At 74.4% G+C, this 13,468-nt stretch carries 19 protein-coding genes; 13 read left to right on the top strand and 6 right to left on the bottom strand.

Going from position 1 to position 13,468, the window contains the following annotated elements:
- Positions 1–88: 88 nt before the first annotated feature.
- Positions 89–700 (top strand): DUF998 domain-containing protein, encoded by a 612-nt coding sequence (locus BJ983_RS10380; RefSeq protein ID WP_179793723.1) that lies wholly within the window; start codon positions 89–91, stop codon positions 698–700.
- Between the two features lie 235 nt (positions 701–935).
- Here BJ983_RS10380 and BJ983_RS10375 read toward each other — a convergent pair whose 3' ends face one another.
- Entirely contained in the window at positions 936–1,391 is a 456-nt protein-coding gene (locus tag BJ983_RS10375) for an Lrp/AsnC family transcriptional regulator (RefSeq protein WP_018330283.1), read from the bottom strand.
- A 42-nt stretch (positions 1,392–1,433) separates the two neighbouring features.
- Here BJ983_RS10375 and BJ983_RS10370 point away from each other — a divergent pair, with 42 nt between their 5' ends.
- The 7 genes from BJ983_RS10370 (at position 1,434) to BJ983_RS10340 (ending at position 7,038) form a co-directional block, all read left to right on the top strand.
- On the top strand, positions 1,434–2,612 hold the full coding sequence (locus BJ983_RS10370; RefSeq protein ID WP_179793722.1) for a glycosyltransferase family 4 protein: 1,179 nt from the start codon (positions 1,434–1,436) through the stop codon (positions 2,610–2,612).
- Between the two features lie 10 nt (positions 2,613–2,622).
- Positions 2,623–3,666, top strand: coding sequence for an NUDIX hydrolase (locus BJ983_RS10365; RefSeq protein ID WP_343053994.1), 1,044 nt, complete (start codon positions 2,623–2,625; stop codon positions 3,664–3,666).
- Positions 3,667–3,750: 84 nt separating this feature from the next.
- Positions 3,751–4,656 carry a pyridoxal 5'-phosphate synthase lyase subunit PdxS gene (gene pdxS / locus BJ983_RS10360; protein ID WP_179793721.1) on the top strand — a complete coding sequence of 302 codons (906 nt, stop codon included), beginning with the start codon at positions 3,751–3,753 and terminating at the stop codon, positions 4,654–4,656.
- 345 nt (positions 4,657–5,001) lie between these two features.
- Positions 5,002–5,403 carry a DUF4190 domain-containing protein gene (locus BJ983_RS10355; RefSeq protein WP_179793720.1) on the top strand — a complete coding sequence of 134 codons (402 nt, stop codon included), beginning with the start codon at positions 5,002–5,004 and terminating at the stop codon, positions 5,401–5,403.
- Positions 5,404–5,445: 42 nt separating this feature from the next.
- On the top strand, positions 5,446–5,862 hold the full coding sequence (locus BJ983_RS10350; RefSeq protein ID WP_179793719.1) for a hypothetical protein: 417 nt from the start codon (positions 5,446–5,448) through the stop codon (positions 5,860–5,862).
- Between the two features lie 37 nt (positions 5,863–5,899).
- Complete coding sequence (pdxT, locus tag BJ983_RS10345) at positions 5,900–6,538, top strand: pyridoxal 5'-phosphate synthase glutaminase subunit PdxT (RefSeq protein WP_179793718.1); 639 nt, start codon at positions 5,900–5,902, stop codon at positions 6,536–6,538.
- Positions 6,539–6,570: 32 nt separating this feature from the next.
- Positions 6,571–7,038 carry a winged helix-turn-helix transcriptional regulator gene (locus BJ983_RS10340; RefSeq protein WP_179793717.1) on the top strand — a complete coding sequence of 156 codons (468 nt, stop codon included), beginning with the start codon at positions 6,571–6,573 and terminating at the stop codon, positions 7,036–7,038.
- A gap of 154 nt (positions 7,039–7,192) precedes the next feature.
- Here the strand turns inward: BJ983_RS10340 and BJ983_RS10335 are convergent, their stop codons facing one another.
- Both BJ983_RS10335 and BJ983_RS10330 read right to left on the bottom strand, forming a co-directional pair.
- Complete coding sequence (locus BJ983_RS10335) at positions 7,193–7,696, bottom strand: hotdog fold thioesterase (RefSeq protein ID WP_179793716.1); 504 nt, start codon at positions 7,694–7,696, stop codon at positions 7,193–7,195.
- A gap of 42 nt (positions 7,697–7,738) precedes the next feature.
- Positions 7,739–8,098: a hypothetical protein gene (locus tag BJ983_RS10330; RefSeq protein ID WP_179793715.1), complete on the bottom strand. Its 360-nt coding sequence runs from the start codon at positions 8,096–8,098 to the stop codon at positions 7,739–7,741.
- Between the two features lie 277 nt (positions 8,099–8,375).
- Here BJ983_RS10330 and BJ983_RS10325 point away from each other — a divergent pair, with 277 nt between their 5' ends.
- The 3 genes from BJ983_RS10325 to BJ983_RS10315 all read left to right on the top strand — a co-directional run bounded on the left by BJ983_RS10325 (position 8,376) and on the right by BJ983_RS10315 (position 10,526).
- Positions 8,376–9,137, top strand: a complete 762-nt coding sequence (locus BJ983_RS10325; protein ID WP_179793714.1) for a YebC/PmpR family DNA-binding transcriptional regulator — start codon at positions 8,376–8,378, stop codon at positions 9,135–9,137.
- On the top strand, positions 9,134–9,634 hold the full coding sequence (locus BJ983_RS10320) for a GNAT family N-acetyltransferase (RefSeq protein ID WP_179793713.1): 501 nt from the start codon (positions 9,134–9,136) through the stop codon (positions 9,632–9,634). Before BJ983_RS10325 ends, BJ983_RS10320 begins: the two co-directional genes overlap by 4 nt.
- 85 nt (positions 9,635–9,719) lie before the next feature.
- Entirely contained in the window at positions 9,720–10,526 is an 807-nt protein-coding gene (locus BJ983_RS10315; protein ID WP_179793712.1) for a hypothetical protein, read from the top strand.
- Between the two features lie 33 nt (positions 10,527–10,559).
- On the opposite strand, the gene BJ983_RS10310 is transcribed toward BJ983_RS10315, so the two are convergent.
- The 3 genes from BJ983_RS10310 to BJ983_RS10300 all read right to left on the bottom strand — a co-directional run bounded on the left by BJ983_RS10310 (position 10,560) and on the right by BJ983_RS10300 (position 12,634).
- Complete coding sequence (locus BJ983_RS10310) at positions 10,560–11,225, bottom strand: recombinase family protein (protein ID WP_179793711.1); 666 nt, start codon at positions 11,223–11,225, stop codon at positions 10,560–10,562.
- 535 nt (positions 11,226–11,760) lie between these two features.
- Positions 11,761–12,339: a GNAT family N-acetyltransferase gene (locus BJ983_RS10305; RefSeq protein WP_179793710.1), complete on the bottom strand. Its 579-nt coding sequence runs from the start codon at positions 12,337–12,339 to the stop codon at positions 11,761–11,763.
- Between the two features lie 55 nt (positions 12,340–12,394).
- Positions 12,395–12,634, bottom strand: coding sequence for a hypothetical protein (locus BJ983_RS10300; protein WP_179793709.1), 240 nt, complete (start codon positions 12,632–12,634; stop codon positions 12,395–12,397).
- Between the two features lie 121 nt (positions 12,635–12,755).
- Between BJ983_RS10300 and BJ983_RS10295 the strand changes: the two genes are divergently transcribed.
- Together BJ983_RS10295 and BJ983_RS10290 are read left to right on the top strand one after the other, a co-directional pair.
- Positions 12,756–13,070 carry a hypothetical protein gene (locus BJ983_RS10295; protein ID WP_179793708.1) on the top strand — a complete coding sequence of 105 codons (315 nt, stop codon included), beginning with the start codon at positions 12,756–12,758 and terminating at the stop codon, positions 13,068–13,070.
- Positions 13,071–13,092: 22 nt separating this feature from the next.
- The gene (locus tag BJ983_RS10290) at positions 13,093–13,425 is read left to right on the top strand and encodes a hypothetical protein (RefSeq protein ID WP_179793707.1); all 333 of its coding nucleotides are present in this window, start codon (positions 13,093–13,095) and stop codon (positions 13,423–13,425) included.
- The last annotated feature ends 43 nt before the right edge of the window (positions 13,426–13,468 follow it).

The raw sequence follows: 13,468 nt of genomic DNA, 5'->3' as shown, positions 1-13,468 counted from the left end.
GAGGCGATGTGACAGGGAAGAGTCCCATTCCCTGTCACATCGGTCCAGGCGACGTCCCGGTGTCACCACCGCTCACCAGGAGGACGCCATGACCGCCACGCTGACCCGCGACGTCGCCACCACCCCCACCACGACGACGCGCCGGCTGCTCCTCGCCGGGGCGGTGTCCGCGCCGCTGTGGGGCGCCGTCGCCCTCGGCCAGGCCGCCCTGCGGTCGGACTTCGACTTCACCGTCCAGCCGCTCTCGATGCTCTCGACCGGGTCGCTCGGGTGGCTGCAGATCACGAACTTCCTCGTCGGCGGTGGACTGACCGTGGCCGGGGCGCTCGGGCTGGGCCGGTCGCTCGGCTCGCGGGCCGTCGCCCGCTGGTGGGGACTGAGCGGCGCCGGGTTCGTCGCGGCGGGCGCCCTCGTGCTCGACCCGGCCGGGACCACGGCGATGAGCTGGCACGGGGCGGGCCACCTGGTGGCCGGGACGGTCGCGTTCCTGGCGCTGGCCGTGACCTGCCTGCTGCTCGCCGGCCGCTTCCGTCGCGAGGGCCACGCCGTGGCGGCGGTGGTGTCGGTGCTGGCGGCGGTCAGCGTGGTGGTCGGGAACGCGTGGGCGATGACCGGCGGCACCTACGGCTCGATGACGCTGGGGTTCGGGGTGCTCGCCGCGATGCTGTGGGTGTCCGCAGTGTGCGCTTCGCGTCGATGAGTGAGGTCCCCCTGCCCGACCGGTCGGGCCGCTCGGACGTTCGAGCGGTTCGCCGCCCCACGACTGGACATCAGCGCAGGCGAGAAGCATGATGGTGGACACCTGGTCAGTTCGACGGTCGGCGATCCCGGACGTCGGGCGGAGTCGGGCCACCGCGATCCGGTGCCCACCCCCGTGACCCACGGCCCTCGCCGGGGCCGGCCCGCCACCGCGGTGTCGGCCCCGGCCCCGGTCGCTACTCCTCGACCGACCCGGTGCGTCGGCGGGTGTCGAGGATGATCATGGTCTCGCTGTGCTGGAAGTCGGCCACCGACCAGACGTCGGCGAGCAGCACCTCGCGCAGGTGGTTCTGGTCGCGCACCAGCAGGGTGAGCACGAGGTCCCAGCGGCCGGTCACCAGCTGGATCGACCGGACCTCGGAGATGCCGGAGAGCAGGTCGATCGTGGTCTCCACCGGCTTGCCCTGCCGCAGTTCGATCGCCACCAGCACCTCGAGGCCGTAGCCGAGGGCGGCGGGGTCGACGTCCAGGGTCCAGCCCCGGATCACGCCGCGTTCCTGCAGGCGTTCGAGGCGCTCGCCCACCGCGCCCGGGGACATGCCGATCGCGCGGGACAGGCTGCGGGCCGAGGCGCGCGGATCGGCGCCCAGCAGGCGCAGCAGTTGTCGGTCGACGTCGTCCACCGAGGCCATGGGGCACGGTACCGCCACCGTGGACTGCCAGACTGTCCCGCAATGCGCGTCGGCATCGTGTGTCCCTACTCGCTGGACGTGGCGGGCGGCGTCCAGGCGCACGTGCTGGACCTGGCCCGGGCGCTGGGCCGACTGGGGCACCACGTCGACGTGCTCGCGCCGGCGAGCGAGTCGACCCCGGTCCCGGAGTTCGTCACGCGGGCCGGGCGGGCGGTGGCGATCCCCTACAACGGGTCGGTCGCGCGGCTGACGTTCGGCCCGGTGTCGATGCACCGGGTCCGGCGCTGGCTCGCCGCGGGCGACTTCGACGTGCTGCACCTGCACGAACCCACCGCGCCCAGCCTGTCCATGTTGGCGCTCGCGGTGGCCGAGGGACCCGTCGTCGCGACCTTCCACACCTCCACCCCGCGCTCGCGCACCATGCTCGCCTTCCAGCCCGTGCTCCGGCCGCTGCTGGAGCGGGTGACCGCGCGGATCGCGGTGTCGCCGCTGGCCCGGCAGGTCTACGTGGAGCACCTCGGCGGGGACGCCGTGGAGATCCCGAACGGCGTGGACGTGGCGGCGATCGCGGCGGCGGCCGCCGCTCCGGTGCCCCGACCCGAGGGCACCACCACCGTCGGCTTCGTCGGCCGGTTCGACGAACCGCGCAAGGGCATGGGCCTCCTGCTCGAGGCCCTGGCCCCGCTCGACGCCCGGCTGCTCGTGGTGGGTCGGGGGGACGTCGCCGACCTCCGGCGCCGGTTGCCCGCGGCCCTGACCGACCGGGTCGACGTCCTCGGCGCGGTCGACGACCGGACGAAGGCCCGGGCCCTCGGCGCGATGGACGTGCTCGCGACTCCCAACACCGGCGGGGAGAGCTTCGGCATCGTCGTGGCCGAGGGACTCGCCGCGGGCACGCCGGTTGCGGCCAGCGACATCGAGGCGTTCCGACGGGTGCTCACCGACCCCGACACCGGCGCGCCCGCGGGGCTGCTCCTCCCGCCCGACGACCCCGCGGCGTGGACCGCCGCCCTCGCCGACCTCCTGGCCGACCCGACCCGGCGTCGGGACCTCGCCGTGGCCGGGCGGGCGCGCGTGCGGGCCTTCGACTGGACCGCGGTCGCGGCCGCGGTGCTGCGCGTCTACGAGGTGGCGGTCGCCGCCGACCCACGTCGCGTGGCGGCGCCGGCCGTCGTCCCGGCGCCCGCCCTGCGCGGCGGCCGCGTGACCCCGCGCCGGTAACCTCCCGCGGGTGAACGTGTTCGGGCCGGGCGGGTGGGTCCTCGTCGTCGTCATCGCGGTCGTGGTGGTGCTGCTGGTGGTGACGGCGCTGGTCGCCGTCGGGCGCGCCCGACGGCTCGATCGGCTGCACGTGCGGGTCGATGCAGCGCGTCTCGGGCTGGTCGCCGCGCTCGACCGACGGGCGGCCGTGGTCCGCGCGGTGGCCGCGACGGCCCCGCCGTCGGCGCTCTCGCCCACCGACCGACGCGCCCTGCGCGCCGCCGCCCGCGCGGCCGAGGCGGCGGGGGAGGAGCGGGGGCGCGAGGCGGCGGAGAACGACCTCGTGGCGCGTCGCGGTCCGCTGGAGACCGCGACGCTGCCGCCGGACCTCTCCGCGGAGCTCGCCGACGCCGACGCGCGGGTGGTGGTGGCCCGCCGCATCCACAACGACGCGGTGCGGGACACGCGGGCGCTGCGCGGGCGGCGGATGGTGCGCGCCCTGCGCCTGGCCGGGACCGCCCCCTACCCGGAGTACTTCGACATCGCGGAGCCGGCGGCCGACCCGGGTCCGGCCGCGGGTGCGTCCGCGGACGGGAACGACCCCGCGGTGGCGCGCGACGCCGCCCGCGTGGTGGTGCTCGACCCCGACGAGCGGGTGCTGCTCTTCGAGGGTGTCGACCCGGCGCGGCCGACGGAGACGTTCTGGTTCACGCCGGGCGGTGGTGTCGAGCCGGACGAGGACGCCGCCGCGGCGGCCGTGCGGGAGCTGCGCGAGGAGACGGGCCTGACGGGCGGGCTGACGGGCCCGGTGTGGGTCCGCGACGTGGTGTTCAGCCACGACGGGGTCGCCTACGCCGCGCGGGAGCTGTTCTTCCTCCTGCGGGTGGACCCGGTCCCGGAGATCGACGTCTCGGGCTTCACCGAGCTCGAGCGGCGCACGGTGCGCCGCCACCGCTGGTGGACCCGCACCGAGCTCGCGGCCACCGTCGACGTCGTCTACCCGCGCCAGCTCGCGGAGCTCCTCGGCGACCCGGGATCCGTCGCCCCGGCCGATCCGCCGGTCCCCATCCAGTAGGGCGTGATCGGCGACGCCCTGACGATGTCGGAGGTGGCGTTTAGCATCGGGGGCGAACCCACCGTCGTCGTTGGAGGCCCTCCCGTGACCCGCCCGACCCAGACCACGCCCCAGACCGGCTCCGACGGGGTGAAGCGCGGCCTGGCCGACATGCTCAAGGGCGGCGTCATCATGGACGTCGTCGACGCCGAGCAGGCGAAGATCGCCGAGGACGCCGGCGCGGTCGCCGTGATGGCCCTGGAGCGCGTGCCGGCCGACATCCGCGCCGACGGCGGCGTGGCCCGCATGTCCGACCCGGAGATGATCACCGGGATCGTCGAGTCCGTCTCCATCCCGGTGATGGCGAAGGCGCGCATCGGTCACTTCGTCGAAGCCCGCGTCCTGCAGTCGCTCGGCGTGGACTACGTCGACGAGTCCGAGGTGCTCACCCCGGCCGACGAGGCGCACCACATCGACAAGTGGGCCTTCACCGTCCCCTTCGTCTGCGGCGCGACGAACCTGGGCGAGGCGCTGCGGCGCATCGGCGAGGGTGCGGCGATGATCCGCTCGAAGGGCGAGGCCGGCACGGGCAACGTCGTCGAGGCCACGCGGCACATGCGCGCGATCCGCGACGACATCCGCCGTCTCTCCCGCATGGACGCCCAGGAGCTGTACACCGCGGCGAAGGAGCTGCAGGCCCCGCTGCCGCTGGTGCAGGAGATCGCCGAGTCGGGTCGGCTGCCCGTCGTGCTGTTCACCGCGGGCGGCATCGCCACCCCGGCCGACGCGGCGATGATGATGCAGCTCGGCGCCGAGGGCGTCTTCGTCGGTTCCGGCATCTTCAAGTCGGGCGACCCGGCCCGGCGGGCCGAGGCCATCGTCAAGGCCACGACCTTCCACGACGACCCGGACGTGATCGCCAAGGTCTCGGCCGGTCTCGGCGAGGCCATGGTCGGGCGCAACGTCTCCGACCTGCCCGCCTCCGAGCGGCTCGCCTCCCGCGGCTGGTAGGCGGCCGCACGGGGTCCACACACGCGGATGGGAGGATCGCGGGCGATGACCGCGGAGACGAACCAGGCCGCCCGGCGCCGCGTCGTGGCGATGCAACCGGTCGACGCGCCCACCGAGGTGCTGCCGGCGGTGGATGCCACCCGCTCGGCGCCGCGTCCGGGTCCCTTCCCGACGCCGGGTCCTGCCGCACCTCCCGGTCCTGCCGGGCCTCCCGGTCCGGCCGTACGTCAGGGTCCTCCCGCGGGTCCCGATCCTGCTGCGGGTCCCGGTCCTGCCGCTGGTCCCGGTGGTCCGGCGGCGCGTCCCTCGCCGGCCGGACCTTCCCGGCCGGCGGCCCCGGAGGCCGTGCCGGAGCCCGAGGCGGCGGACGAGCCCGAGCGGCGCACCGCGATGGGCATGCCCGCCCTGGTGCTCGGGCTCCTGGCGGCCGGTACGGCCTGGAGCGGGTGGGCCGGTGTGGTCCTCGGGCTGTTCGCCGTGGCGGCGGGCTACCTCGGAGCCCGACGGGCGTGGCGGGGTCTCGCCACGGACGGTGCCTACTCGTTGGGCGGGCTGGTGCTCGGTGCCGTCGGTCTCGTGTGGGGCGCGGTCGTGGTGTCGCAGACCCTCTTCGGCAGTGGCGCCTTCGGCGACGGGCTGACGCTCGACCAGTGCCTCGACCAGGCGACGTCCTCGTTCGAGATGCACATGTGCAAGTCGCAGCACATCACCGAGTTCAACCAGCGGTTCCCGAACGCCGCGGAGTAGGTGCGCTCGGGGCCGGTCCGGCCGCGTGGGACCATCTCGCGCATGACGACCTCCGGCTCCGCCGACGTCTCCAGCGAGCGCCGGGGCATCGCCGGCTGGGGCACCCCGGCGCTGGTCCTCGGAGTCATCTCCGTGGGCAGCGCGTGGGTGCTCGGCTGGGTCGGGGTGGTCGCCGGGCTCGCGGCCGTGATCGTGGGATTCATCGGAGCGCGCCGGGCGTTCCACGACCCGGAGCGGACCGGCGGGGCGGCTCTCGGCGGGCTGGCCCTCGGGCTGGTCGGGTTGATCTGGGGGCTCGCCGTCGTCCTGCCCGCCCTGCTCGGGACCGGCACGTTCGGCGAGGGGCTCACCCTCGACGAGTGCATGTCGCAGGCGAACGGGCAGCAGGAACAGCGCATGTGTGCGACGCAGCACCTGGACGAGTACCGCGCCCGATTCCCGGGCCGGGCGAACATGTAGTCGACGGAGCCCGCGGGCATCGAGGAGGAACGGACCGATGACGGTGACGACCGGAGGCGGCGTCGCGCCACCCGTCGGGGTCCTCGCGCTGCAGGGCAACGTCGCCGAGCACCTCGACGCACTGCGCGCCTGCGGTGCCGACCCGCGGACGGTGCGCCGTCCGGCCGAGCTGGACGAGGTCGCGGGCCTCGTGCTCCCGGGCGGCGAGTCCACGACGCTGTCCAAGCTCCTCGTGGCGTTCGACCTGCTCGAGCCGCTGCGTGCCCGGCTCGCCGCCGGCATGCCCGCGTTCGGCTCGTGCGCCGGGATGATCCTGCTGGCGCGTGAGGCGATCGACGCGCGGCCCGACCAGCACCAGCTCGGGGCGCTCGACATCGTGGTGCGACGCAACGCCTTCGGGCGGCAGGTGCAGTCCTTCGAGTCCGACCTGGCCGTCACCGGAATCCGCGGGGGACCGGTCCGTGCGGTCTTCATCCGGGCGCCGTGGGTGGAGTCGACCGGCCGGGGCGTCGAGGTCCTGGCACGCGTCCCGGGCAGCGTGGCCGGCCCGGCGTCGGGAAAGGTCGTCGCGGTCCGCCAGGGACCGGTCATGGCGACGGCGTTCCACCCGGAGCAGACCGGCGACGCGCGGCTGCACGACCTCTTCCTGCACCGCGTGCGCGAGTACACGGCCTGAGTTCCGGCCTGCCACCCAGCTACTCTGGGCCGATGGACTGGCGTGAGCTCGACTCCGCGACCTGCTCGATCGCGCGGACCATGACCGTTCTCGGTGAGCCGTGGACGGTGCTCGTCCTGCGCGACGTGCTGAACGGCGTCCGCCGTTTCGACGAGCTCGTCGACCACCTCGGGATCGCCCGCAACGTGCTCACCCGCCGGCTGGGCACCCTCGTCGAGGCGGGCCTCGTCGAGACCCGGGAGTACCGCGAGCCCGGCCGGCGCGCGCGCCGCGAGTACCGACCGACCCCGACGGGACGTGACCTCCGGCCGGTCCTGCTGGCCTTGATGGCGTTCGGCGACCGACACTCGGCGGGGGAGGCCGGCCCGCCCGCGATCGCGGTGCACGAGTGCGGCGCACCGGTCGCAGTGCAGGAGGTCTGTTCGGACGGGCACGTCCTGACCCCGACCGACCGGATTCGGATGGAGCCCGGCCCGGGGGCGCGGCGCCGGTCGGCCTGAGCTCCGCCCGGGTCGCGTTCCACGGTGCCACGACGGACGGCGTCGACGGCCGCGAGTGCGGCGGAATGCGTCACCAGTGGTGCACTCCGCCGCAGTCCCGCAAGCGTGGCGCGGGCCCGGCGGGCACGACCGGGCCGCCCTGCTCGTCGGACGATCAGGCGAGGATGAGACAGCTCGAGGTGGCTTCGCCGAGGAGCCGTCCCGTGGTGTCGGTGATCGAGGCCCGGGCGAGCGCGACCCGGCGGCCGGCCGACACCACGACCCCCTCGCAGCGCACCGGCCCGGTACCGGTGGACATGGGCCGCAGGAACCGCACGCTGAGGTCGAGGCTCGTGTAGCCGACCCCGGCGGGCAGCGTCGACTGGACCGCACACCCGCAGGCGGAGTCGAGCAACGTCGCGTAGACGCCACCGTGCACGGAGCCGATCGGGTTGTAGTGGAACTCGGCCGGGGTCAGCGTGAACACGACGCGGCCCGCTTCCACCGACTCCACCCCCGCTCCGATGGTGGCCATGATCGGCGGGGGAGGCAGTTCGCCGGACACGAGGGCCTGCAGGAACTCCAACCCGGTCCGACCCTCGACCTGCTTGGCGAGCGCCCGGGGGTCGTCCCACGAGTAGGTGCGTTCGCGGACGACGGGCGTGGTGTCGGTGCTCACCGGACCTCCTGAGTTGCTGCGAGAGACTCAGAAGCTACCGCATCAACGCGGCCGTGCCGGTGCGCACGCACACATCGCCACCCCGAGCCGCGGCAGCCGTTCCAGCGCCCCGGCGGCGGTCTCGAGACGGGCCGCGGCCATCGTGACCGACCACCCCAACGCCGCGGCGATGATCCGCGGGTCCGGCTCCGGCCAGCGCTCCGTGGTGTCCGCGCGGGAGCGGGCGGTCTCGAGCATCCAGCAGGCGCGGCGCCACTCGTCGTGGGTCAGCCGGGCCTGCCAGGCCACCAGCCCGGCCTCGCACTCCTGCCCGACACTCTCCCGGGGATCGGAGAACGACACGGGATGCAACGGGGTGTCGAACACCCCGTCGCCGACCGCGAACCCCGCCTCCACCGCCAAGATTCGAACACTAGGACGAACCCCCGACAGTCACGGCCGAGAACGCCCACCTCGGAGGACAGCCCGAGATCACGAGATGATCACGATCCGCAGGAGCCGATCACCGGCGCCCGTCGTCGGAAAGGAGTCCCCGCCGGTAGACTCGACGTTCGAGGTAGGAGCGCGACGGGCCCGCAACGGGCCCTCGCCGCCCGTGCCGACGCCGGCACCTTCCCCCGTGGACCGCGGTGGCCCGGCGCCGCACGGCCACGCGCGGACGACGAAGGGCGGGAGAACCATGAGCGGCCACTCCAAGTGGGCGACGACGAAGCACAAGAAAGCCGCCATCGACGCCAAGCGCGGCAAGATGTTCGCCAAGCTGATCAAGAACATCGAGGTCGCGGCGCGGACCGGCGGCGGCGACCCGGGCGCGAACCCGACGCTGTACGACGCCATCCAGAAGGCGAAGAAGACGTCGGTCCCGAACGACAACATCGACCGTGCGGTCAAGCGCGGGTCGGGCGCCGAGGCCGGGGGCGCCGACTACCAGGCGATCACCTACGAGGGCTACGCCCCGGGCGGCGTCGCGGTGCTCATCGAGTGCCTGACCGACAACAAGAACCGGGCGGCGGGTGAGGTCCGGATCGCGATGAGCCGCAACGGCGGTGCGATGGCCGACCCGGGTTCGGTCGCCTACCTGTTCAACCGCAAGGGCGTCATCATCGTCGCCAAGGAGCAGGGCGGGACCGAGCTGGCCGAGGACGACCTCCTGCTCGCGGTCCTCGAGGCCGGCGCCGAGGAGGTCAACGACCTCGGCGACAACTTCGAGATCCTCAGCGAGGCGACCGACCTCGTGGCGGTCCGGAAGGCGCTCCAGGACGCCGGGATCGACTACGAGTCGGCGGAGGCCTCCTTCGTCCCGTCGATGAACGTCGAGGTCGACGCCGACGGTGCCCGCAAGGTGCTGCGCATCATCGACGCGCTCGAGGACTCCGACGACGTCCAGAACGTCTACTCCAACTTCGACGCGTCCGACGAGGTCATGGCCGAGGTGGGATGACCTCCCTTCCCGACGTCGGGTCGGTGCCGGTCCTCGTGGAGCGGCTGCGGCCCGAGCACGCCGGTGAGGCCCTGACGGTGCAGTACGCGGCGTTCCTGTCCGAGGGGCGCCTGTACGGCACGTTCGAGATCCCGCCACTGGTCGAGACGGTCGACGAACTCGCGGCCGACGTGGTGCGCCCGGACACCCGGGCGTGGGGCGCGTGGATCGGGCCACGTCTGGCCGGCAGCGTCCGGTTGCACGGCGTGGACGGCCCGGGGCCGGTCGGGTTCGCGCGGTGCTCGGTGGCGCCCGACCTGCAGGGCCGGGGGATCGGCACCGCGCTGATCGTCGCCGCCCACGCGAGTCTCGACCAGGGGGTCGAGTCGGTGCTCGTCACCGGCGACCGCAGCGCCGGGAACCTCGCGCTCTACGCGCGGCACGGGTACGTCGAGACCGGGCGGGAGTTCGACGCCGCCGGCGTGGCGGTCGTGCGGATGCGTCGCCTCGCCCCGTGAGACCGACCGTCACCCGGACGGGTCCCCGCCCGTTGCCCTTCCTGTGACGAGCTCCCGACGCCGGGTGCGGCTGCCCTGGTACTGCGTGCACGAGTCTGGGGGAGCGGCGGCCTCGACCATGGTGGCGGCCGCGCTGGTCGCGATCGCCGCCCTGCTGGCGTTCCTGGGACTGGTCTTCGCGGGCGCGTGGGCGGTGGGGCTCATCGCCCTCGGCGTGGCACTCGTGGCCGGGGTCAACACCTGGGCCGCCGGGCGGACCTTGCGCTGGTTCGACCGCGGTCGGCCGGAGGCCGGCGAGCCCGACGTGGCGGGGTCTCCCGCACCGATGGCGGCGCCCGGTCGTGCCGCCCCGTCGGCGGGCCCGAAGCCGATGCCGCCGCGGCCGACGACAGGTGGGCGCCCGTCCGCCGCGCAGGTTCCGCGCACCGCCGTGCCGCAACCTCCGATGCCGGGCCCTCCGAGGCCCGCGCGCCCACCCGTCCCGGCAGCTGCCAAGCCCGTCGGGGTCGATGCGAAGCCCGTCCCGGCCGCGGCCACGCGCGTCCCGGCCGCACATGCGCCCGTCCCGGCCGCAACGAGATCCGCTACGCCCGTCGCGACGCCCGCTCCGGCCCGCCGGCTCTCGCCGGGGCCCCGGTCGGTCGGCCCCGCGGCAGCGCCGACCGTGCCCGCCCGTCCTTCGCCGCCCGTCGTCCCGACGCGGAACCCGGCGGAACCCACGCTGCACGCTGCTCCCTCCGAGGCACCCCCGGTCGACGCCCGAACCGACCGGACGTCGGGGGACGTCGACGAGCGCCCCACCGTGCGGGAGGCGGCGCGGGCCGCCCGGGTCCGGACGCGGACCGGCGGGTCGGGTCGCGGCCGGCGGGTGGCCGGGTCGCGTCCGGACTGACTCCCGGGGAGCGGAGGGTGCCCCGAAGGACGATCAGCCGCTCTCGGCCTCCGGCGCCGGCGGGATCACCTGGCGTCCGCCCAGTTCCGGGACGTGCTTGTAGAGCGTGGAGCGGCTGACCCCGAGGAGCCGGGCGATCGACGCCACGGAGTTCTCCGGGCGCGCCAGCATCGAGCGCGCCTGCGAGACCTGGTCGGGCGACAGGGCGGGGGGGCGACCCAGCCGCTGGCCCCGCGCCCGGGCCGCGGCCAGGCCGTCCCGGGTGCCCTCCACCAACAGTTCCCGGAGGAACTCGGCGAGGGCGGCGAACACGTGGAAGACCAGTCGGCCGCCGGGGGTGGTGGTGTCGAGCCCCTCGTGCAGCGACCGGAAGCCGACCCCCCGGACCCGGAGCTCGCCGACGAGGCCGACCAGCTGGGGCAACGAGCGGGTCAGCCGGTCGAGCCGCACCACGACGAGGACGTCACCGGGGCCGAGAGCGGCGAGACACGCGTCGAACTCGGGGCGGGCGGCGCCGCCCTTGCCGGAGGAGGAGTCGATGAACAGGCTCGTACAGCCGGCGGCGAGCAGTGCGGCGCGCTGGTCCTCGGGATCACCCGCGTCGCTGGGCATGGCGGTCGACCCACGTCCGTACCCGACGACCGTGCCGGAGGTCGCCTCCGGCTCGGACGCGAGAAGGTCGCGATGAGCAGGTTCCACGGCTCGAAATGGTACGGACGACGGTCCCGGACCGCTCATTCCGGGCCGTCGCCGGATTGGCAACGGGTTTGTCGTCGGAACGTTCCCGGGAAAGCACGACACGTCCGGGGGCGGATCTCCGCCGAACGGCCCTAATCCTCTCACTGGATGGGGTTTCGGAGGCCTGCTCGCCATTCTGTTGAGCGGTGAACGTTCCCCCGCGCTTTTTCGCCCGATCGGGCGCACGATTTCCGGCAAGTTTCACGGCGCGCGTCGGCGCGCTGGACCGCTCGTGCGGGACGCTGCATCGCCGCAGGTGGCAGGCTCACACTCGGCATCGGTACGACGGGGCCCGGCCGGGCGGCCCGTGGCGGCGGGCGCCCGGCCGGGGTCTCGGGCGCCGTCGAGGTGATCCGGCGCCCGATGCGGGAACGGAACGTGGCCCGTTCCGTGACGGCATCGCGGCGCATTCCCACGAATGTGGTGGACGGGGAGCGCGTGGCACGCGGTGCGTTCCCGTCCCGCACGCGACGGGAAAGGACGACGGGCGAAACCGTCAGCGGCCGGGCCGGAGGTCTTTCTGCATGATCAGCGTGTCCACCCATTGCCCCTGCTTGTACCCGACGGCCGGCATACGTCCGACGACCTCGAAACCGAGCCGTCGGTGCAGGACGATCGACGCGGTGTCGTGGCGTGCGTCGGGCAGGGTGGCGATCACGGCCACCACCTGGCGGACGTCGGTGTGGGCGAGGCCGTCGACGAGCGTCGTCAGCAGGCGCCCGCCCAGCCCCTGCCCGGTGGCCTCCGGGGCGATGTAGACCGAGTCCTCGACCGTGTAGCGGTAGGCCGCGTGCGGCCGGAACTGCGCGCACGCGGCGAACCCGGCGACGGGCAGGCCCGCCGCCGGGGCCCCCGGGCGTCCGGCGGGCAGGTCCGCGACCACGAACGGCAGCTTCTGCTCCCGGGCGGCGGCGATCCGCTCGCGCCAGGTGGCCGCCGACGGCGGGTCCTCGACGAACGTCGCGATGGAGGCGAGCACGTAGCCGCCGAAGACGTCCGCGATGCGCTCGGCGTCGGCGTCCTCGGCCGGGCGCACGACGATGTCCGGCAGGGTGTGCGAGGCGGCTCCGGTCATGGCCCGCATCCTCCACTCCGCGCCCGGGTCGGCGCCACGACCGAGGGGCGGCGGGTCACTCGACCCGGACGAGCTGGTACTCCCACTCCTCGGCCTCGTTGCGGGTGGTCCGCTCGTACACGGCGTGCCCCTGGCCGCCGACCATGCGCGACATCGTCTCCTGGAACCCGCGCTCCTTGGTCGGGAGCGGGATCCGCTGGACGAGCGGCGGCTCGTCCGGCCCGTCGTCGGGCAGCGAGACCGCGCCGACGCCCTGCAGCGGGCCGTTGAGGTAACGGACGGAGACTTCCCTCATGCACTCCTCCTGATGATCGCTCGTGCGCACCCTACGGCCGCGCTCCGTTCACGTCACCCGCACCGACCACGACCCGATCGGAGCAACGCGGCCCGAACGGGTATCACCTAACGTATCGAGGATGCGCACGGCCGTCCTGCTGCTCCTCGGGTTCGGGTCACTCGCCGCCGGGATCGCGGCGTTCGCCCTCGGCCACCCGGTGTTCGGGGCCGTCCTCGTGGTCGTCGCCCTCGCGCTCAAGGCCGCCGGCGTCCTGCTCGGCGACGGCGCGGCCCCTGCGCCCGGCCGCGGTCCGCAGACCCTCGGCGGGCAGCGGGTCGAGCGGCCGCGCCCCGGCATCCCCGTGGGCCGGACGAACCTGCGGCGCGGCGTGGTGTCGCCGCTGCGGCCGCCGCGTCCCGTTCCGCCGACCTCGCGCCACGAGCGCGCGTCGTGACGGACGTGCCAGGCTGACCGGTGTGACCGCCTGGGAGTACGCCACCCTCGAGATCTCCGCCGTACAACTGGCGAAGGGCGACCTGGACCCGACGTCGTCGGGCCACGACACCGCCGAGTGGCAGGCCTACGCGATCGGCCCGAAGGACGAGCTGATCTTCGAGGAGTACCGGCCCTACAGCGTGCCGTGGGCGCGGCTGTTCGCCGAGCACCTCAACCGGCTCGGCCGTGACGGCTGGGAGCTCGTGCAGTTCGGCGGGCCGCACCACGCGCTCTACCCGACCGGCTACGTGCACTCCTCGGGGACGTACACGACGGTGGTCGAGAGCCGCTTCGTCCTGCGTCGCCAGAGCTGAGACTTCCCGACGGCGGGTCGGGGCGACCCGCCGTCGGGAAGGG

This window comes from Actinomycetospora corticicola (genome assembly GCF_013409505.1).
GTDB lineage: Bacteria > Actinomycetota > Actinomycetes > Mycobacteriales > Pseudonocardiaceae > Actinomycetospora > Actinomycetospora corticicola.
The sequence above is the reverse complement of the archived record's forward strand: the minus strand, read 5'-3'. Positions and strand labels throughout refer to the sequence as shown.